This window comes from Pseudoteredinibacter isoporae, assembly GCF_040372805.1.
Taxonomy (GTDB): Bacteria; Pseudomonadota; Gammaproteobacteria; order Pseudomonadales; family Cellvibrionaceae; genus Pseudoteredinibacter; species Pseudoteredinibacter isoporae_A.
This window is the reverse complement of record NZ_BAABWJ010000001.1, coordinates 1,066,741-1,086,759: the sequence shown is the minus strand read 5'-3', so window position 1 is coordinate 1,086,759 and position 20,019 is coordinate 1,066,741. Positions and strand designations below refer to the sequence as shown.

The 20,019-nt window shown below is 49.6% G+C and carries 19 protein-coding genes; 9 read left to right on the top strand and 10 right to left on the bottom strand.

Features of this window, described 5'->3' with window-relative positions:
• Positions 1-4 precede the first annotated feature (4 nt).
• The 3 genes from ABWW03_RS04850 to ABWW03_RS04840 all read right to left on the bottom strand — a co-directional run bounded on the left by ABWW03_RS04850 (position 5) and on the right by ABWW03_RS04840 (position 2,552).
• On the bottom strand, positions 5-355 hold the full coding sequence (locus ABWW03_RS04850) for a hypothetical protein (RefSeq protein ID WP_353406719.1): 351 nt from the start codon (positions 353-355) through the stop codon (positions 5-7).
• On the bottom strand, positions 348-2,039 hold the full coding sequence (locus ABWW03_RS04845; RefSeq protein ID WP_353406718.1) for a type I secretion system permease/ATPase: 1,692 nt from the start codon (positions 2,037-2,039) through the stop codon (positions 348-350). The genes ABWW03_RS04850 and ABWW03_RS04845 overlap by 8 nt, the downstream gene beginning before the upstream one ends.
• Before the next feature lie 66 nt (positions 2,040-2,105).
• Positions 2,106-2,552: a hypothetical protein gene (locus tag ABWW03_RS04840; protein ID WP_353406717.1), complete on the bottom strand. Its 447-nt coding sequence runs from the start codon at positions 2,550-2,552 to the stop codon at positions 2,106-2,108.
• A gap of 302 nt (positions 2,553-2,854) precedes the next feature.
• On the opposite strand from ABWW03_RS04840, the gene ABWW03_RS04835 reads away from it, so the two are divergent.
• The 4 genes from ABWW03_RS04835 to ABWW03_RS04820 are packed head-to-tail and all read left to right on the top strand — an operon-like array spanning position 2,855 to position 6,761.
• Entirely contained in the window at positions 2,855-4,369 is a 1,515-nt protein-coding gene (locus tag ABWW03_RS04835; protein WP_353406716.1) for a sensor histidine kinase, read from the top strand.
• Complete coding sequence (locus ABWW03_RS04830) at positions 4,366-4,707, top strand: hypothetical protein (RefSeq protein ID WP_353406715.1); 342 nt, start codon at positions 4,366-4,368, stop codon at positions 4,705-4,707. The genes ABWW03_RS04835 and ABWW03_RS04830 overlap by 4 nt, the downstream gene beginning before the upstream one ends.
• Positions 4,697-6,067, top strand: coding sequence for a hypothetical protein (locus tag ABWW03_RS04825; protein ID WP_353406714.1), 1,371 nt, complete (start codon positions 4,697-4,699; stop codon positions 6,065-6,067). Before ABWW03_RS04830 ends, ABWW03_RS04825 begins: the two co-directional genes overlap by 11 nt.
• Entirely contained in the window at positions 6,054-6,761 is a 708-nt protein-coding gene (locus tag ABWW03_RS04820; protein ID WP_353406713.1) for a response regulator transcription factor, read from the top strand. The genes ABWW03_RS04825 and ABWW03_RS04820 overlap by 14 nt, the downstream gene beginning before the upstream one ends.
• A gap of 15 nt (positions 6,762-6,776) precedes the next feature.
• Here ABWW03_RS04820 and ABWW03_RS04815 read toward each other — a convergent pair whose 3' ends face one another.
• Positions 6,777-7,844, bottom strand: a complete 1,068-nt coding sequence (locus ABWW03_RS04815; protein ID WP_353406712.1) for a substrate-binding domain-containing protein — start codon at positions 7,842-7,844, stop codon at positions 6,777-6,779.
• 113 nt (positions 7,845-7,957) lie between these two features.
• Here ABWW03_RS04815 and ABWW03_RS04810 point away from each other — a divergent pair, with 113 nt between their 5' ends.
• From ABWW03_RS04810 to ABWW03_RS04790, 5 genes are read left to right on the top strand one after another with little or no spacing between them, the layout of a single operon-like run.
• The gene (locus tag ABWW03_RS04810; protein WP_353406711.1) at positions 7,958-8,425 is read left to right on the top strand and encodes an NAD(P)H-dependent oxidoreductase subunit E; all 468 of its coding nucleotides are present in this window, start codon (positions 7,958-7,960) and stop codon (positions 8,423-8,425) included.
• On the top strand, positions 8,422-9,960 hold the full coding sequence (locus ABWW03_RS04805) for a formate dehydrogenase beta subunit (RefSeq protein WP_353406710.1): 1,539 nt from the start codon (positions 8,422-8,424) through the stop codon (positions 9,958-9,960). The genes ABWW03_RS04810 and ABWW03_RS04805 overlap by 4 nt, the downstream gene beginning before the upstream one ends.
• Positions 9,953-12,811, top strand: a complete 2,859-nt coding sequence (gene fdhF / locus ABWW03_RS04800) for a formate dehydrogenase subunit alpha (RefSeq protein WP_353406709.1) — start codon at positions 9,953-9,955, stop codon at positions 12,809-12,811. Before ABWW03_RS04805 ends, fdhF begins: the two co-directional genes overlap by 8 nt.
• A complete protein-coding gene (gene fdhD, locus ABWW03_RS04795; protein WP_353406707.1) occupies positions 12,798-13,574 on the top strand; it encodes a formate dehydrogenase accessory sulfurtransferase FdhD in 777 nt (258 codons plus the stop codon). Before fdhF ends, fdhD begins: the two co-directional genes overlap by 14 nt.
• Positions 13,567-13,782, top strand: coding sequence for a formate dehydrogenase subunit delta (locus tag ABWW03_RS04790; protein ID WP_353406706.1), 216 nt, complete (start codon positions 13,567-13,569; stop codon positions 13,780-13,782). Before fdhD ends, ABWW03_RS04790 begins: the two co-directional genes overlap by 8 nt.
• Here ABWW03_RS04790 and ABWW03_RS04785 read toward each other — a convergent pair.
• From ABWW03_RS04785 to ABWW03_RS04760, 6 genes are all read right to left on the bottom strand, one after another.
• Entirely contained in the window at positions 13,779-15,038 is a 1,260-nt protein-coding gene (locus tag ABWW03_RS04785; protein ID WP_353406705.1) for an ATP-binding protein, read from the bottom strand. The two genes, ABWW03_RS04790 and ABWW03_RS04785, sit on opposite strands and share 4 nt — an antisense overlap.
• On the bottom strand, positions 15,035-15,754 hold the full coding sequence (locus ABWW03_RS04780) for a response regulator transcription factor (RefSeq protein WP_353406704.1): 720 nt from the start codon (positions 15,752-15,754) through the stop codon (positions 15,035-15,037). The genes ABWW03_RS04785 and ABWW03_RS04780 overlap by 4 nt, the downstream gene beginning before the upstream one ends.
• 6 nt (positions 15,755-15,760) lie before the next feature.
• On the bottom strand, positions 15,761-16,069 hold the full coding sequence (locus tag ABWW03_RS04775; RefSeq protein ID WP_353406702.1) for a hypothetical protein: 309 nt from the start codon (positions 16,067-16,069) through the stop codon (positions 15,761-15,763).
• Between the two features lie 59 nt (positions 16,070-16,128).
• Complete coding sequence (locus ABWW03_RS04770; RefSeq protein WP_353406701.1) at positions 16,129-17,373, bottom strand: DUF1986 domain-containing protein; 1,245 nt, start codon at positions 17,371-17,373, stop codon at positions 16,129-16,131.
• 104 nt (positions 17,374-17,477) lie between these two features.
• Positions 17,478-18,383: a DUF4380 domain-containing protein gene (locus tag ABWW03_RS04765; protein ID WP_353406700.1), complete on the bottom strand. Its 906-nt coding sequence runs from the start codon at positions 18,381-18,383 to the stop codon at positions 17,478-17,480.
• A 61-nt stretch (positions 18,384-18,444) separates the two neighbouring features.
• Positions 18,445-20,001, bottom strand: a complete 1,557-nt coding sequence (locus ABWW03_RS04760; RefSeq protein ID WP_353406699.1) for a sodium/sugar symporter — start codon at positions 19,999-20,001, stop codon at positions 18,445-18,447.
• Positions 20,002-20,019: the final 18 nt, after the last annotated feature.

Sequence of the window (20,019 nt, the reverse complement as noted above, 5' to 3'; positions counted from 1 at the left end):
TTCCTTACCGAGCGATGAGGTGCGCGGGTTTCTCTTGAAGCACTAACCGAAAGTCGTTATTCCGAGCCTCTATTCGCATACGGCGCATAGCAACGTATTGATCATTGTCGACCAAAATTGCTGTAAACACACCACCGTGAGATTTTGCAATCTGTGTTTGATAATTCAGGAGAGGCGAAGGGCCTGCTGGTCGGTGTTGCTCAGCCATCGAAACCTCGCTTAAAACGGGATGATGCGCAGAAGACAACAATGAAAATGCGAATCCTACGCCGAACACTGACAACATCAACGCGAGCAGCGAAAGACCGAGAGTTTGGAGATAACGGCTTGAGTTCAGCCAGTAGTCCCTAGGCATGTTCCCACTCCGAAGCGCATTCTTCCATTCTCGGTCGCTCATCGGCTATCGACGCTTTAATCTGTCCGTCACTGATCGTTAACAGCTGATCAACGTGGCGTAAAATGGACTGTCGATGCGTGGCAAGGACAACGATTTTCCCCTTTTCTTTCAAATTCTTGATCGCTCGATGCAGACATTGTTCACCAAAGCGATCGAGGTTTGCATTGGGTTCATCCAACACAACAATTTGTGGTTCGTGGTATAGCGCACGAGCCAGAGCAATGCGTTGCTTTTGTCCGCCCGACAAGGGCATGCCTTCCGCGCCGATAGGCGTTTCATAACCACGCGGTAAACGCAGAATCAAACTGTGCAAACCTGCCTCTCGGGCAGCTTTAATCACTTTCGCCGGTTCTGGCGTAGAAAAGCGCGCGATGTTTTCGGCAATACTGCCATCAAACAATTGTACATCCTGAGGAAGATAGCCGATCAAGTTTTGCCTGAGCACTTCATCACAGCTCGACATTTCCATGTGATCGAGACGCAAGCGACCTTCTCGCACAGGCCAAATACCAACAATGGATTTAAGCAGACTCGATTTTCCAACACCACTTTCCCCAATGATTGCCGTCACGGTACCTGGCGTCAACTGGAAGTGAACATTGCGCAACGTCATCAGCTCTGAGCCTGGCGCAGCGATTGCAACATCACGAGCATAGATATTACCCATCGTATAAGGCAAATCATTCGCTAGCGAACCATCAGCATTCGTGCGCTCGGGATTGCGTTGCAAAGCCCGATCCAGCAAACGAAAGTTGCGCCTGACCTGAACAAAGGTGCTCCAGGAGCGAACCACCTGTTCGATGGGCGCCAGACTACGCCCCAGTAGTATCGAACTTACAATCATCAAGCCCAAGGTCAGTTCCTGTTGTATCAGCAAATACGCACCTAAACCCAAAATCGCCAATTGCGCAATAAGACGCAGGTGTTTCGATGCGATGGAAAAGCTGGATGTGTAAATATCCAGCTCGGCCGTCTTCAATGATTGTGAGCGTCGTGTTTCCTTCCAACGCCTTGCCAAAGCGGGCAACATTCCCATGGCCAAAGCGGCGTCAGAATTACGCAAATTCGATTGCAATAGCCGACTCGACTCACTGTCATGAAGCTGAACCGAACGACTCAGGTATTCGTTGGCAAACGCAATGACAAGCAGCAGGAGTACGCATGTCAACGCAAACAAACCAATGAAAAAGTGAAACGCAAACAGCGCGATGAGGAACACTGGAATCCAGGGCACATCAAAAAACGCCGTGATATTGGGGCCGGTGATGAAACGTTTAATGGATTCCAGCTCAGAGATGCCATTAACCCTATTGTCAGCTTCGATCGAATCGGCTTTCTGGGAAACATTGCAACGATAGAGACTTTCGAGCAAGCCATCTTCAAAGTGATTCCCCAAGCGAATCAGCATTTGTGAACGCACCCAATCGAAAAACGCCATGCACAGCATTAATGACAAGGCCACCGCAGTAAAGGCCAGCAAAGCATCCAGATTGTTCGTGCTGATCACCTGGCTGTATAACTGCAGCATGTATATTGGTGGCACCAACAACAGCAAATTGACACAAAAGCTGAACAGAAAAACGTAGACCAAGCTTTTCTTCAGGCCATCGTATGCGGTTCTAACTAAGCTGCGTGGTTCCATACGCCGTCTCAAAAAAAAGGGTGCGCACAGGCACACCCGTAATGGTGCAGGCAAAACTGGGAAGGGTTATCCAGCTAATTCTGCGGGGAAATCAAAGCTGGTTATCGTGTCCATGTCGTTACTGAGCGATGTCAGATCCAAAGTATCGAAGCTGATACTGTCATCAAACCGGGCCTCAGGATGCTGTTCATAATAGGCTTCGATTTTCTGGTAAATGTCGTTAACTTGTTTTTTCTCACTGGCATTTAAACTTTCATAGGATCGAACCCCATACAGCTTATCCAGTGCGTCGTACTGTTTGCTCAGTTCCCGCTCCTGATGCAAACTAAGCTCCCCTTTTTTGGAGGCTTCCATAATCTTTTCAATCGATTCAGAGATTTGCTTTTCCCTGGCCTGCTCCTGAGCATTCAACGCGGTTTTTGGAATACCGAATATGCCATCCAATTGCTGGTACAAGGCCTTCAGCTCTGCCGGCATGACGACGCTGCCGAATGGATGAGATGCTTCGCTCATGTTGGCTACCTTAATCATATTCTGCTGTTCGACCCAGGGCATCGCCCAGCTTCATGGCCTGCTATTTAAGCCAACATCCCTTATCAGGTAAAACAATAAAATGTTTGCAGTTGTTTCCAAATACCGATGCTCGCGTTACACCTGGATACATTCAGATACATAGCGCGCATTTGATCGTATTTTCTCGCCAAGTTTGCGGAAAGTGATAAACTATAAGGCTGTATTTTGACCCATTTGAGACCGCCGTTTTGCGACGTTTGTTTTTCAACATCATGCTATCGATTGTTATCAGCATATGCGTTGTGGCTGGTCTCACCTTCGCGTTTCTCGAATATACCAATCACGCCCGCTACAGCGCCCACTTGCGCAGCCAGCTCACACCAACCGCCACCTTATTGCGATTGGGTGTAGAGCGGCAGAAAGCGGAACATCTGGAACAATGGCTTGAAATTGTCTCGGGCATTATGCAAATCGAACTGGATATCGAATCCCAGTCAGGAAGAGACTCCATCGCTGTGAGCACCAATCCTCGTGGCGAGTTTGTTCTGACCACCCCAATTGATCATGGCCGGCACATTGATCTCAAGCTGAATGGTTTGAATGAATCGGTAATCAGTGCAACGGCTTTTTTGATTCTCAATGAATTGGGTGTCCACCCCAGCTCACAAAGGCAGGCCATTTTTGATCGTATTCGCTCTTCTGCACCCTATCCGGTTTATCGCTCCCTGAAAGTAAAGGACCGCCTGAACGACAAACAATTGGAACGATTAAGAAACGGCGAAATAGTTGTCGAATGGAAAAAAGTGTATGACAAAGGTGATCAGATTTACGCCTACGCCCCTTGGGGAAACAGTGGGCATATTTTGGTGCTGGGCCCTATCCCTTTGTTTGAGCCCTACCCAATCGAAATTATTCTGGTGACTTTTGCATTTTCCTTTCTGCTGATCACAGCCTGTGTATTACTCATTGTTAGCCTGCTAACCTCACGTTTAACCCGCGTGAAGCTCAGTATTGACGACATCAGCTCAGAAAAACTTGGCCTTGAAAACCTGGAACAACACAGCCATGATCCCATTGACGACATTACTCAGAAAATTCGTTGGTTGGGGAATCGAGTCCAGGCATTATTGCAAGAGCGAACCTATACCGTTCGGGCCATATCCCACGACTTGCGTACGCCCATTTCCAAACTTCACTTTCGAGTAGACACCCTGGCTGAAATGTTGCCGAAGGAAGAAAAGCTGATCAACGATTTAAAAGAAGACCTGTTCAGCATTAATCACCTTATTGAGCAATTGCTGACGTTTGAACAAGCTGAAGATAAACAGAACTTCGCGAGCATTGATATCGATGAGCTGTGTCAGGAACTGATAGAGGAATACCGTCTGATCAGTCCTAACGTCGAATTTGCGTATAAAGCGCAGCCAGGCTGTCGTTACACCATCAAAGGCAATCGTGCGCTGATCAAACGCAGCTTTGAAAACATCATCCAAAACGGTATACGGCACTGCTCAAAACGCTTCTGGATACAACTGGATTTCAACGAGAGCGAATTGATCTGCCGATTTTGTGATGACGGCCAAGGCCTGTCCGAAGTTTCTTTACCGCAGCTGTTCGACCCCTTTTATCGAGGCGACAGCAGTCGCAGCGGGAGCGGAACGGGTATAGGCTTTGGTTTTGGACTGGCCATCGTGAAACGCGTGACGACCCAACACGACGGTTCTGTGTCCGCACGCAATGCGAGCTATGGAGGCGCTATCTTCGAAATTGAGTTCCCATTGTTACGGACATCGGTCATGACGGAGGCTCTGTCATGACGGTACGTCTATTGATCATGCTTCTGTCCACATTGCTGATGATCAGTCCTACGGCCTGGTGCTCGGATGAAGACAAACCACAACATAACGAAAACCATCATAAAAAAGAGAATCAAAAGAAGAAGCCCCAATCTACTGAAAGCAACAAGGGCCCCAAGAACGATAAAGAAGAAATTGACTGGGGTTACTGGAATAAGAAACCAGGAAAAGACGGCAAGCAGTATGGCGTTGGTATTAAAGGGAAGCTGGAAGAGCGGCTAAACTCTCTGGATGAGAGCAGCTTAGTAGATGATCCAAGCGGGGTACTACTCGACGAGGAAATGGAAAATGATATTTAAAACGGGAATAGGATTCTTATTCTTTTCCTTGCTGCTGCTCTCATCAATCAGCCGAGCTACCGACAGCGCTCAGGATCGTCTGGAAAGCGCTTTGAATGCTATTGCTCAGGGCAATTTCAGCTCCGCTGAGCGTCAGTTGATTTTAATGCTCAGCGGCGATCCAAGCGCTCACCGGGCCAGATTGGAATTGGCTCGAATTCTAGCGCTCAGGGGGTCCTGTGATCGCGCTTTGGGTCAAATTAGAATTTTGAAACAATCCGTGGAATTGCCCGATAATGTCGATGAACGAGTCACCGCAATTTCAAATCGCTGCATCAAACGCTTTAAGCAGGATCGGCTCTACGCCAAAGTGGCCTACAACACCGGACGCGACAGTAACGCCTTGCTGTGGAGTGATCCCAGCCTCTTTGGCTTTACCAGTATTGCCGTCTTGGATGATTTGTTTGTGGGCCGTGCACAGGAAGTCTTTGTCTTTGATAACTACGGCCTACCCATCGGCAGTGATACCAACTCACTGTTTTTCCCCGATCGTGCTGAATGTGAAGGCAGCAGTTGCGCGGTGAGTACCGCCAGCAATTTTCACAAGGTAAGTTTTCAAGGCGTCATGCAACGCAATATGTTGACCGACAGCGAACGCCCTCTGTACTGGAACACCACATTGAAACTGTCGAATAAAACGTTTTCCGAAGACAGTGTGGATGATCATCGCAGCTACCAACTCAACACTGGTCTGCGTCGGCTGTTCGGAGAACACAGTTATTTGTCTGGCAAGATCCACACTCGCAAAATTGATCGGGATAATCTCGGCCATCTTACCTATAACGGCTTTAATGTGGGCCTGGAGCACTTCTTTTCAGTAGGCCGCTTCAGTGCGAATTACCACAAAATGCAGCAGAAATACCTCGGCCCAGACAGCACGGGCCATTCCAATCGATACCAATCCATTACTTTGCATCAGACATTTCCATTGTCACCCAAAGTACGCCTGTCTGCGCATATGAAGAGCATTAAGGTGAAATCCCGAGCGGTCGACCAGATCGACTATCGCTATGTCTATCCATACGAAGACAGCACGTTAAATCTTAATTACCGTGCTATCAGCAGCGGACTGAATCTTAACTATCGCCACAGTGCCCGACTGAATGTCGGGCTGTCTGGTCGATACATCGATTACAATTATGAGCAACAGTCGGATAGGCAGTTCTATCGCCTCGGCCTGGAAAGTTCTTATAAACTCAATTCGCGCTGGAAGCTGTTGGCCTCCTTCCGAAGAGAGCATCGTAGCCATCTCGGTCCGAATGCCGATGACAGAAACCTGTTTACCCTGGGCGTAGAGTGGAAACCCAATGGCAAAAAGTAAACTACTGATCGTCGAAGACGACGAAGGGCTTGCTCAACTCATCGCCGATTTTTTCTCTCGGTATGAGTTTGATTGCGGCATGGAACTCAATGCTGTTCAAGCGCCAGAGCGAATCTTGAATGAGCAGCCCGACTTACTGATTCTCGACTTAATGATGCCCGATATCGATGGTGTGGAGATCTGTCGACAGGTGCGAGATAAATTTCGCGGCAAGATCATTATGTTGACCGCACGCACGGACCTAATGGATCAGATTGCCGGACTTGAAATGGGGGCAGATGATTATATACCCAAACCCGTGGAGCCCAGATTGTTGTTGGCCAAAGCCCGTTCAGTACTGAGGCGAGACAGTCATACAACGAGCACACCCGAGAACAGTGATCAGAATCGCTTCGCCTTCGGGGATATTACCATCAATCTACGTCATCGAACCGTACAGAAAGGCGAAGACCTTGTGAATTTAAGCGGCCCAGAAGTTGAAATTCTAACGCTGTTTCTAAAAAATCCAGGCAAAGTGATTGATCGGGAATTCATTCTTCAAAACCTGCGTGGCATTGAGTATGACGGCCGCAATCGGCAAGTGGATATTACCGTTTCCCGTCTACGCTCAAAGCTGGAACATGACACTAAGAACCCAAAGCTGATCAAAACAATTCGCAATCGGGGCTATGTATTTGTGGGCGAGATGGAATGATGGATGGCACGATGCTCACAATTCAGAGCACTCAGCCCGCTCACCACAATGCAAAGGCTGATACCCGGACAGAGCTTTAATGGCCTTTTGAATCTTCGCCGATTGTAACTGCCGAATAAAAGATTCCAGTCGTTGTGAGACGATACGTTCTTTGTGGTACGCAAATAAATACTGTTCTTTGCACAACGGCAAAAAATCCAGCCCGAACTGCCGGGCAGCCTGTTCCACCCCAAACCCTACATCCGCCATCCCCGCCGCGATATGCGCCGCGACAGCGGAATGAGTGAACTCTTCACTGGTGTAACCATTGATATGCTCGGTTTTAATGCCCGCTCGTTCAAGAAACTGATCAAACAGAAAACGCGTACCCGAACTTTGCTGTCGATTTACAAAGCGAACATTCTCTCGTGCCAGATCACTGATCTGACGAATACCCAGTGGATTGTCGGTTGTCACCATTAAGCCCTGACGGCGCTGAATAAATCGAATCAAGCCGAAATTTCGATCGCTCAGATAACGATCAAAAGCATCGATGCGTTGTAAGTCGCTGTCACTCTCCGGCACATGAAAACCGGCCAAGTCGCATTCACCTGCTGATAAAGAACGCAAGGCATCTTCGGCGCTGGTAAACGTCAGTTTCAGAGAAGGCGATTCAATGTGTTCCGTTAACAAGGCCACGGCATAGCCGTGGCTGGCGTTGATCTTCAAAGGTGCGGCGCTATCGGGATTGAGTGCCCTTATGTGCAGATTGATCTCTGAAGTAATGTTCTCCAACTCGGGTTCCAGTTTGGCATCAATGCGCTTTTGTGCCCACAGCAACTTCTCACCGAAGGAGCTCAATTGTGCCCCTCGACCTTTTTGTAAATGCACAAGAGCGACGCCAAAGAACGCTTCCCAGTGCTGCAATTGATTCCAGGCGTGGCGATAGGATAAGCCACAGTGCTGAGCAGCAGCGGTGAGCTTGCCCATACTGTCGATGGCTTTCAACAGCTCAAACATATTGGCGCTGAGTTGCTGACCGGATTCGTCGGTGAATACCCAGCGCGCCTCAATGCCAAACTTTTCATATGTATTTTTGTTCATATTTTCACTCAAAAAATAGAGTGTTAATGTTAATACTGCTCGATAATAGATCAAATATATGCATTTTTTTACATATATCAAGTGCTCACCTTAAACAGAACATGCCGCGAATTATGTCTGACGATGACCTGAAACATGCCTTGGCCGAACTGGCCCTGGCCCACCGGGATCAACTGGGGGGATTACTGCCCTTGTTGCATGCGGTGCAAAAGCAATACGGATTTATTCCTGAGATATGCGCCGTCACTGTCGCTCCGATCTTTCGCCTGTCCACCGCCGAAGTGGACGGCGTAATCAGTTTTTACCATCAGTTCAAACGTCAACCTCAAGGCAAACACCGTGTGCAAATCTGCCGCGCTGAAGCCTGTCAGGCTAATGGCTGTCGATCCCTGGAACAATTCAGCAAGGACTATCTGCAATTGGACTTCGGCGAATCCAGCACCGACGGCCTGATCAGTTTGGACAGCGTCTACTGTCTTGGCTTGTGCAGCCACGGCCCCGCTGTGCGCGTTGACGATGAGCTCTTCGTGCAGGTCGATCAGGACAAAATGAAAACCATTATTCGGGAGCTGAGCTCATGACCCGAAAAATCTACATACCCGCTGACAGCTGCGCCATCGCATTGGGCGCCAATGACGTCGCGACAACACTCCGCTCAACATTGGGCACTGACTTTACCTTTGTCCGCAATGGCTCGAGGGGCTTATTTTGGTTGGAACCCTTAGTTGAAATCGACAGTGATCAGGGGCGAATCGCCTATGGTCCAATTCGACCTGGGGACATCGATGACACGTTCATTCAGGCGCTTCGAAACGCTGGCGAACATCCCCTGTGCCTGGGGCTCACCGAAGACATACCACAACTGAAATGTCAGCAACGCTTGAGCTTTGCTCGTCTGGGCATCATCGACCCTTTAGATATCGATGATTATATTGCCCACGGCGGCTTCGACGGCTTACACAAAGCCCTGAGCCTATCGGCACAAGAAATTGTCGACGAAGTTCAAACCTCAGGTTTACGTGGCCGCGGCGGGGCGGCCTTTCCGACCGGAATCAAATGGCAAACCGTTTTGTCGACGGAAGCTCCACAAAAATACATTGTTTGTAATGCTGACGAGGGTGACTCGGGTACCTTCGCTGACCGCCTCATGATGGAGGGCGATCCCTTTTGTCTGATCGAAGGCATGATTATCGCCGGTTTGGCCGTGGGGGCTGATACGGGCTTTATTTACTTGAGATCGGAATACCCTCGCGCGGCCACGCAACTGCAGAAAGCCATTGATATCGCCTACAACAAAGGATTGCTCGGGAATCGTATTGCCGGGAGTGATCAGCGCTTCCACCTTGAACTTCGTATCGGAGCTGAAGCGTATATTTGCGGAGAAGAAACGTCATTATTACGCAGCCTGGAAGGCAAACGGGGCATGGTGTCGGCCAAACCTCCAATCCCCGCCATCTGCGGTTTACTGGAACAGCCTACGATTGTAAATAATGTGATTACTCTGGCCAGCGTTCCCTTTATCCTCGTCGAAGGCGGTGAACACTATGAATCTTTTGGTTTAGGCCGCTCAAGGGGGAGCCTCGCTTTTCAGCTAGCAGGCAATATACAACGTGGTGGCCTGTATGAATTCGCCTTTGGACTCAGTTTACGAGAGTTAGTATTTGATCTTGCAGGAGGCTGCCGACATGGCGAGGCTCGTGCCATTCAGATTGGCGGACCGCTCGGTGCCTATTTGCCAGAATCGCTCTGGGATACTCAGTTGGATTATGAAGCCTTCGCCGAAATCGGCGCCGGTATCGGTCACGGCGGAATCGTGTTGTTTAACGATGAAGTGGACCTGTCCCAGCAAGCACGCTTTGCAATGGAATTCTGCGCCGCTGAGTCCTGTGGAAAATGCACGCCTTGTCGCATCGGCTCAACACGCGGTGTTGAAGTAATGGATCGCATTATCGCCAGACAATCTTCCGAACAACACCTGACCTTGCTGGACGATCTTTGTGACACCATGGAACTGGGCTCTCTTTGCGCAATGGGCAGCATGACCGTCATTCCTGTTCGCAGTGCAAAAAAACACTTTCCTGAAGACTTTCACTCGGAAGCAAAGCCACATGATTAATTTCTTTGATCCGAATATTGATTTGGGGACCCCCTCCGCCACGACAGAAAAAACCGTCACGGTGGTCATCGACGGCCAACCTCTGGAGGTAGCGGATGGCAGTTCGGTCATGCGAGCGGCGTTGGAAAATGCCATTTACATTCCCAAACTCTGCGCCACCGACAGCTTAGAGGCCTATGGCAGCTGTCGTATTTGCGCTGTCGAAATTGAAGGCGCCCGCGGCACGCCCGCCGCCTGCACCACACCGGTTCGCGAGGGTATGGTCGTGCACACCCAAAGCGAAAAGTTGCAAAAACTTCGACGCAATATCATGGAGTTGTATATTTCCGACCATCCGCTGGATTGCCTGAGCTGCAGCGCCAATGGAGAATGCGAGCTTCAGGATACCGCCGCCGCAGTTGGCCTGCGTGAAGTTCGCTATGGCTTCGAAGGGGAAAACCACCTGTCTCTGGAAAAGGACCAGAGCAATCCCTACTTTGATTTTGAACCCAGCAAATGCATTGTCTGCAGTCGTTGCGTGCGAGCTTGCGAGGAAACCCAGGGAACCTTCGCATTAACATTGGAAGGTCGAGGCTTTGATTCTCAAATAAGCGCTGCTGCGGACAATATTTTGGCGTCTGATTGTGTTTCTTGTGGTGCTTGCGTACAAGCTTGTCCAACCGCCAGCCTGATGGAAAAGCCTTATGCCGAAGGGCGTAATGCCACTCGCACCGTAAAAACCACCTGCGCCTACTGCGGCGTAGGGTGCGGTTTTGAAGTCGACCTTCAAGGTGAGCAACCCTTGCGTATGCGTCCGGATAAAAACAGTCAGTCTAATCATGGCCATGCATGTGTCAAAGGTCGTTTCGCTTTTGCCTATGTAAACCATCCTGATCGCATTCGAAGCCCACTGATTCGTGATTCTATTGACGAGGCCTGGCGTGAAGTCAGTTGGGAAGAGGCCATTCAATTCGCTGCGGGAAAACTAAAAGCCGTGCAGAAGAAATACGGTCGCCATTCCATTGGAGCAATCACCTCATCACGTTGCACCAACGAAGAAACGTATTTGGTTCAAAAATTGGTTCGCGCTGCATTTGGCAATAACAATACTGATACCTGCGCACGGGTCTGCCATTCACCCACGGGTTACGGTTTAAAAGCAACACTGGGAGAATCCGCCGGCACCCAGACCTTCGACTCCGTCTTAGCATCGGATTTAATTTTAGTCATCGGCGCCAATCCCACAGATGCCCACCCGGTCTTTGGTTCACTTCTGAGAAAACGTCTCCGCCAAGGTGCTGAGCTGATTGTGGCCGACCCAAGGCGCATTGATCTTCTGAATACGGTTCACAGTAAAGCGCCACAGCATTTACCTTTGCTCCCCGGGAGCAATGTCGCCCTGATTAATGCCATGGCCCATACCGTGATCACCGAAGGCCTGGAAGACCAACATTTTATTGCCGAACGTTGTCACAGCGACAGCTACCAACAATGGCGCGCATTTATTGCGGACAGTCGACACGCTCCAGAAAACATGGCCCACTATATTGGTGTCGATGCTGATGAGATTCGATTGGCTGCGCGACGTTATGCGACCGCCAAAAATGCCGCTATTTATTACGGTCTTGGGGTAACGGAACACAGCCAAGGATCCAGCATGGTGATGGGCATTGCCAATCTCGCCCTGGCCACAGGAAACATCGGTCGGGAGGGTGTGGGAATCAATCCTTTGCGTGGGCAAAACAATGTTCAGGGTTCCTGTGATATGGGCTCCTTTCCCCATGAATATCCGGGCTATCAGCACGTCAGCGACAAAGCCGTACAGGAAAAGTTTGAGGCAGCCTGGGGACGAGCACTGGATCCCGAGCCCGGTTTTCGAATCCCCAATATGTTTGATGCAGCCATCGCCGGACAGTTTAAAGGTTTGTATTGCCAGGGCGAGGACATAGCCCAATCTGATCCCAATACACAACATGTCGAAGCCGCCTTGCGTGAATTGGACTGCTTGATTGTTCAGGATATTTTTCTGAACGAAACCTCACGCTTTGCCCACGTGGTGTTGCCCGGCAGTTCCTTTCTCGAAAAGGACGGCACCTTCACCAACGCCGAACGAAGGATCAACCGCGTTCGAAAAGCGATTGAGCCTCTGGCAGGAAAAGCAGACTGGCAAACCACCATGGCCCTCAGTGAAGCGTTGGGCTACCCGATGACATATTCTCACCCCCGTGAAATTATGGATGAAATAGCCAGCTTGACCCCAAGTTTTGCCGGAGTCGACTATGAGCTGTTGGATGAGAAAGGCAGCATTCAATGGCCATGCAACGAACAGAACCCAGAAGGCATGGCCATCATGCACCGCGACAGCTTTCCGATCGGACAAGCTCGTTTTGCGATTACGGAATTTATTCCGACAGAAGAAAAGGTCAATCGGCGCTTTCCCCTACTGCTGACAACTGGGCGTGTACTCAGTCAGTACAATGTTGGCGCCCAAACCCGACGTACACCCAATCAAACTTGGCATACCGAAGACGTTTTGGAAATACACCCTTTTGATGCCGAACAACGTGGCATTCACCATGGTGATCGCTTGATGATTAAAAGCCGGGTCGGCGAAACCAGTTTGCTGGCCCATATATCGGAGCGCATGCAAGCCGGTGTCGTGTACACCACCTTCCACCATCCACTCAGTGGTGCCAATGTGGTAACCACTGAAAATTCTGACTGGGCAACCAACTGCCCTGAGTACAAAGTCACGGCGGTTCAAGTTGAAAAATGCATGAACGAAACCCAATGGCAATCAGATTTGCGCAATGCACGGCAGATATCGGTTCAGCCCAATGAACAAATAGAGATCCCCAATGGACGGGATTGAAATCAACCCATCACAGCTTCAGCCTTTGAATGAAAGGCAAGAAGAAGCTGTTGCACAGGAATCTCCCGTTGCATTGGTTTACAACGGTATTTCCCATGCTGTTCTTATGGCCAGCCCCTGTCAACTCGACGAACTGGCACTTGGTTTTAGCTTGAGTGAAGGCATTATTGAACGCCCCGGCGAATTTTATGGCTGTGACATTCAATCGCAGGATTTGGGGTGGGAAGTTGCCATCGACATCGCCAGCTCAGCAATGATAAAACTGAAACAAAGACGTCGTTTTTTGATGGGGCCCAGTGGCTGCGGCCTTTGTGGTCTGGATGCTTTGGAAAACCTTCCGCGTCCTTCGGTAGCGATTCAACCGCAACCCGCACCCGGCATGACGGCAATTCGAGAAGCCATTAGCCAACTGAATAGTTTTCAAACTATCCGACAAAAAACCGGGGCGACACATTGTGCCGCTGCCTGCCAGGAGGATGGGACCATATTGCAACTGCGTGAAGATGTCGGGCGACACAATGCGCTGGATAAACTCATTGGTGCCCAGGCCCGCGAAACTGCAGCCGCGAATTTTTATATCGCTTCCAGTCGAGCCAGTTACGAGATGGTCAGCAAAACCATCAGCCAGGGCGTCCCAAGCTTGGTTTGCCTATCGGCTGCGACCAGTTTGGCGATTTCAACCGCCAAAGCACACGGCTTAAACCTGATTGGTTTTGCTCGTGCTGACAAACACCGAATGTACTCAGGATTTCACCATGAATAGCCAGAGCCTGGTCAGTATGGCCGAGCAGATTATTGCCAATCAGGCGATAGCCAATACCCAAGACGCCGCAAATGCTCTTACACTGCACTTAAAAAAATTTTGGGCACCGCAAATGAGAAATGAATTAGTCCATGCCCTGATGGAAAACCCAAACCGTTCTTCGGAGGTTTTGGATATGACAATTCGCGAACTTCAACCCAAACCTTAGTCATGGGCCGGCAGAAACATGATCAGTTTCACGCCACCAAGATCACTCTCTCCAATGTTGACATGCCCACCATGCAACTCAGCAATGGATTTTACGATGGCCAATCCGAGACCACTGCCACCGGAATCTCGCGAGCGGCTGGGGTCCAATCGAGTAAAAGGTTCAAACACTCGCTCACGTTTCCCCGGGGGAATTCCTGGACCATCATCCTCGATAATCAAGGTAAAACCCCGGCGATCATGGTCGCAACTCACTCGACACTCTGATCTGGCGTAACGCCCGGCATTGCGCAGTACATTGATCACTGCTCGTTCAATCAATCGTTCATTCGCCAATATGCGAAGGGAATGATCAAGCTCATTAACAAAAATCAGCTTGGGGTAAATGGTTTTTAAGTTTTCTTTCACCCGATCAACCAGGGCAGCCATCTCGACGCTGTCTTTGCACTCATAACTGCCCCGATGCGCCAATCTGGAAAAGCTCAATAACTCTGCGATCAAATCGTTCAGCTCATTGATGTTCTGTTCCAGCGTTTGCTTCAGTTGATTTTGTTCAGGGGTGTCCTGGCTCAGCATTTCCAGCGCAAACTCCATTCGTGCCAGAGGGCTTCTGAATTCATGGGCCACACCGTGCAATAAATCTTTATGGTTTTGGATCTGCTCATCAATCAGTGCGGAACGGTTTTTTTCATCGTCGATCAATGCCTGGATAACATCTTGTAAACTTACCGCTGAATTCCCTCGATCGGAAGCATAGCGTTCCACCAGGTTAAGATGCTTACTTTCATATCGGTAGTGCGCCAGCAGCAAAATAGATGCGTTGATGAGAAATAATACACCAGCCAAAATCAGCTCATTCAAGAACATCAGTACCCATGGCAAATTGCCCATGTGTATCATGGCCATGGTATCGGACTCGACTCGCCAGTAGAGCACACCATCCTCGTCGGCACGGTATTCCGTTGGCGCTAAATCGGGTAGGTCACTGAGGAAACCCTCCATAGCGAACAAATCAACATTCACACCATAGAACGCGTCAATCTTATTCTCTATGGCTTCGGTCAGCGTGCCACCGCTGTTTACATATTCCTGATGCAGTTGTTCGAATTGTTTAAGGAAAGCATCATCATGCTGTTCAGTTTTTCTGAATTGATATTCGGCAATGATATTCTCGGTCAGAGAAACATGAATCAACAAGTACACGGCATTTAACGGCAAAGCCAACAGAAGATATTGAACGCTACGCTTAATCATCATTCTATCAACTGATAACCGCTGTTTCTGACGGTGACAATAAGGCTGGCTGAATACGCTGCCATCTTTTTTCGAATTCTCGAAATGCGTAAATCAATAGAGCGGTCCAGGCCGTCATATTCCAGGCGAAATATTGACTGATACAAGCTTTCACGACTCATGGCCCGACCTTTGTTCTCAGCCAACAACCAGAGCAAGTCAAACTCAGCGCTGCTTAGATCCAGAATATTGCCTTTATACCGGGCTTGCCGGCGCCCTTGATCTACTATTAATTCACCGTCGGCAGCCAAAATCTGCATATCCACATCGTCTTTCTGACGACCGTAACGCCGCAACTGGGAACGGATATGCGCCAACAGAACTCGTGGCTTAATCGGCTTGCTCAGATAATCGTCGGCGCCGAGTTCCAACCCGGTCACTTCGTCGATCTCGTCATCCAATGCCGTTAACATGATAATGGGCCCTGGAAAATCATCACGAATCGCCTGGCATATTGCTAAACCATCGGAACCGGGCAACAGCAGGTCCAACACGATCAGATCCGGCCGGAGCTGTTTTATGCTCTCAATCGCCCGACTGCCATCGTTTTCGACCTCAACAACATAGCCATTGTTTGCCAGATACTGAGATATCAGTCCGGTTAGCTGGGTGTCGTCATCCACCAACAACAGAGTTTCCGCCGCCATTCGCCCCCCGGCATGTGAGTCAAAAGAGATCATACTACCTCATTTTTCGAGCGAGTGAGCGGCAAACGGATTACTGAGAGAAAACGGGTGATCCAGTTCGGGCAAACCCACAATGATGGTTTTCAAGTAGGCTTTTCTTCGGCATTTGTCTGCCTGGTGCCGAATGAGTCGAATTTGTCGGTTTTCGTAGCTGAGACTGAAGTCTCTTGCTCGCGTGCACCCTGTTGATTTGACTTTGAACTCGATGCGTTGCTCGTCCAGTACACTGACGCCGTAAACAGGCTCTGGTTTAACACCCGTTTCAGCGCTCGTAAAGGCACTGAACAGGCCCAGCATAATCAGGTTCATTGGCATAGCCTCCTTGTCTACAGAATAAAAACCGGCGCAGCCATTGCTGCGCCAATATCTCAGCGAGTGAAAGCCATCAACTCCAGGCCTTCATAATCACTAAATGCCCCGATCGCAATATGCCAAACACCCGGCTTGGGATTGCGAAGCAAAATCTTTTCAACACTGCCATCCATCAACGGCGCATAGTCGTAATCGGATTCCGTTACTTTGCCGCCGTGTTTTAAATACAGATCGGCATCACCATTGTTACCTTTGATATCCACCCAAAGGATGCGCGCACCCTGTGGCACATGGATGCTGAAATGTTTGAGACCACTGGTCTGGTCACTCAAGCCATGTACCAAGCGACCACTTTCCAGCATGCCATCGGCCACGGGGCTTGGCGTCGAAGTCCCACCGCCCTGATTGCCTCCACCGCCAGAACTATTACCGCCCGCTGCCACTTGCCCGCTCTTAACCTGAGCGACCCATTGGGTGAACGAAGCCACTCGCGCGTACACGCCGTATTTATTGGGCAAGGCACAACCATCGCCCCAGCTCACAACACCCAACTGAATCGGTTTACCTTGTCGCATTGTCACCAGAGGGCCTCCGCTGTCACCTTGGCAAGAGTCTTTTCCACCTGCCGCTAACCCCGCGCAAATTTCAGTATCCGCAATCTGCCCGTTATAGGCTTGCGGGCCATTGCATTGCTCACGACTGACCAGAGGCACATTGACCTGATGAAGTTTTGTGGAAAAATCCCCACCGGAAGCACTGCGATTACCCCAACCACTCACCGTCGTTGTGATCCCCGGACGCACATGACTTGTCATAAACTGACTGTCAGCAATAGTCACTGGCTCTACCGTGGCCGGTGTTGCCAATTTCAACAAAGCAATATCGGCTGCGGCCCCTTGGCTGTAACTTGCGTGGGGATACACCGCCGTTACGGCGATTGTTTCACCTTCATTCGCATTCGCCAGGTCCATAACATTGAGTCGCACATTAAAAGACGACATTTCGTTTGCCTGAATATCTTCAACACAATGAGCGGCAGTCAATACCCACTGCTTGTCGATCAGCGAGCCACCACAAATCTGTTGGCCACCGATCGTCAAAGCGGCCATCCAGGGGCGTTCACCTTTAACACTGGGTTTACCACCAATAATGCGATGCAGAGTGGTCTCTTGTTTTAATTTGAGTTTGAGGTTGTAGCGCTCTCCCTGTGCACTGGCTTTTTGGCTGGCTTCCGCAAATGGCAAACTCAGCGCGCTTATTCCCAAAGCAGACAACAAAACGGTTTTTACAGATACAGTCACGATATTGCTCCTATCCGAGTAGTGTAGGCGCATTAAAGCCATCGCAGCGGCAAAGTATTAGTGTTGATATGTAGATGATTTGTATCGGATTGTACGAGGCCGAGCTACTCGTTCAACTCGCCAGACAAGCACTGCTCAATGGTCCTCAGTAATAACTGACTGTTGTTTGCTGACCACGCCCTATTCGACACATCGCACAACAACCAGCGTACCGTGAAGCCCAGCGTCTGGCCTTTATCTAAAGATCTCGCCGCACTTTGGACTTCCAATTCCATATAAGGCGCTGTGCTGCTGATGTATATCTCAACGTCACCCTCGCCTGTCGCCAGCTCGTCAAGAGGAACAGGCTCATAACGCTTGATATACAACAGGCCCGCGTTGAACCAAGCCAGCCAGCCATTGACGCTATTGCCAATCAGCTTTCCTTCATGGCTGGCTTGTGAAAAATCCACCAGCACCAGCCCATCAGGGGTTGAGGTATAATCCACCGTCCCCATGATGGTTTTAATTGAACCCGGTCGAGCTTTGAAAACGGCCAGCCCCTGCCGTTTAAAGCGACTCACCTCCCAGGCGGCAATTCGGGGGGTTGTAGCCTGAGCGTGAATGTCATAATTCATCAATATTTGATTGCCGTATTCGGCATCCAGAGTCAGCGTTTTCTCAACCACCAGAGACATCGCCTCCTGACTTCGCAAACGTACACTCTGGGCCGAGCGATCCAATTCGATGTACGCATCAGAATCAAACCGGCTGACCGGCGGCCAACCCCAAAGAGATTGAGGGCTGATCCAAAATGTTGACCCCCAATTGTTGGACGTTTCCGTATTTTCAGGCCGATACAAAATTTCTTGACCGCGCCAGGTCAATGACGACACACGAGCGCCCTGCGCAGGCAGTATTTCTACACGAAGCTGTTCGCCATTCAGGATACGCGCCGGCGCTTCTGCTTTAGTGCCGATTGCAATCAAACATAGGACGGCGGTCAGGCAAAGTGGCGGGACATACTTCATAGCTCGCTTCCAATATCAGGCATTTGAATATCAGTACAGATCACAAAGCGACTCATGGCGGCTACCACCACGAAACGTAGAATGCGGTTAACACCAACACCACACCTGCGGCCAGTAGATTAAACTGTTGGCTTGTTGCAAAACTCATATCCGATAGTTTGGCCACATCAGGTTGCGCTTTCTTGCCTTCGACCAACACCACAAACACTGCAAGCAACACACAGGCGATAAAAACCAGGCCCACACGATCAATAAACGGCAGCGCCGGCCAAAACAGCTTGAACGCCAGCGAAAATAGCGCCGAACCGATGGCTGCTGCCAAGGCCGAGTTGGCACTGGCCTGCTTCCAAAACATACCCAAAATAAACAGCGCCACAATGCCGGGCGTGAAGAATCCGGTGAATTCCTGAATGTACTGAAAAGCTTGTTCAAAGTTGCCCAATAACGGCTTTGCACAAAGAACACCGACAATCAGTGCAAACAAGCTGACCGATCTTCCAACAGTGACATAGTGTTTCTGATTCTTTCCAGGGCGATAGTAAGCATAGATATCCATCGTGAAGATGGTCGATATGCTGTTGGTCATCGAGCCCAGCGATGACACGATGGCCGCAACTAACGCTGCGAATACCAGGCCTTTTATGCCTTCAGGCATAAACTGCATCATCATAGGGTAAGCCGCATCGGGTGTTTCCAGATCTGTCAGCAAGACCGCGGCCGCTATCCCTGGCAACACAACAATGACCGGCATGAGTAATTTCAAATAGGCTGCAAACATAATGCCTTTCTGGCCTTCCTGCAGGGTTTTTGCCGCCAACGCTCGCTGAATAATGTACTGATTAAAACCCCAGTAAGAGAGGTTCATGATCCACATACCACCGATCAGCACGGAAATGCCGGGCAAGTTTGCGTAAAAAGGATGGTCTTTATCCAAGACCATATCGAATTTTTCGGGCACCCGATCTTGCAACAGCTGGAATCCAGCAATTGCACCCTGCCCTTCAGAAACCATATCCAGTGAGATGTAAGACAAAAACAAGCCGCCAAGAACCAAGATAACAACCTGGATTATGTCTGTGAATGCAACCGCTTTAAGCCCACCATACAACGAGTAAGCCGCAGCAAAAGCGGCCAGAAAAATCATTCCATACAGGTTGTCGACACCAGTGATGGTCTTGATGGCCAATGCACCTAACCAGAATATGGCCGTCAGGTTTACGAATACATAGACACCTAGCCAAAAAACGGCCATCACGGTTTTTACCCGACGGTCAAATCGGTGTTCGAGAAATTCCGGCATGGTGTAGATGCCATGCTTCAGAAAAATGGGTAAGCAATACTTTGCCACAATAATCAATGTTGCGGCCGCCATCCATTCATAGGAAGCAATGCCCAAACCAATAGCAAAACCGGAACCGGACATTCCTATGATTTGTTCAGCTGATATATTGGCGGCGATAAGTGATGCACCAATCGCCCACCAGGGCAAACTCCCCCCTGCCAGGAAATAATCTTTGGTGCTTTTTTCGTGGCCTACTTTTTCACGAGAGATAATGTAAGCGATCGCCAGGAGAACCACTACGTAGATGAAAAATACAGATACATCCAACTTAGACATCTGTGTATTACCTTATTA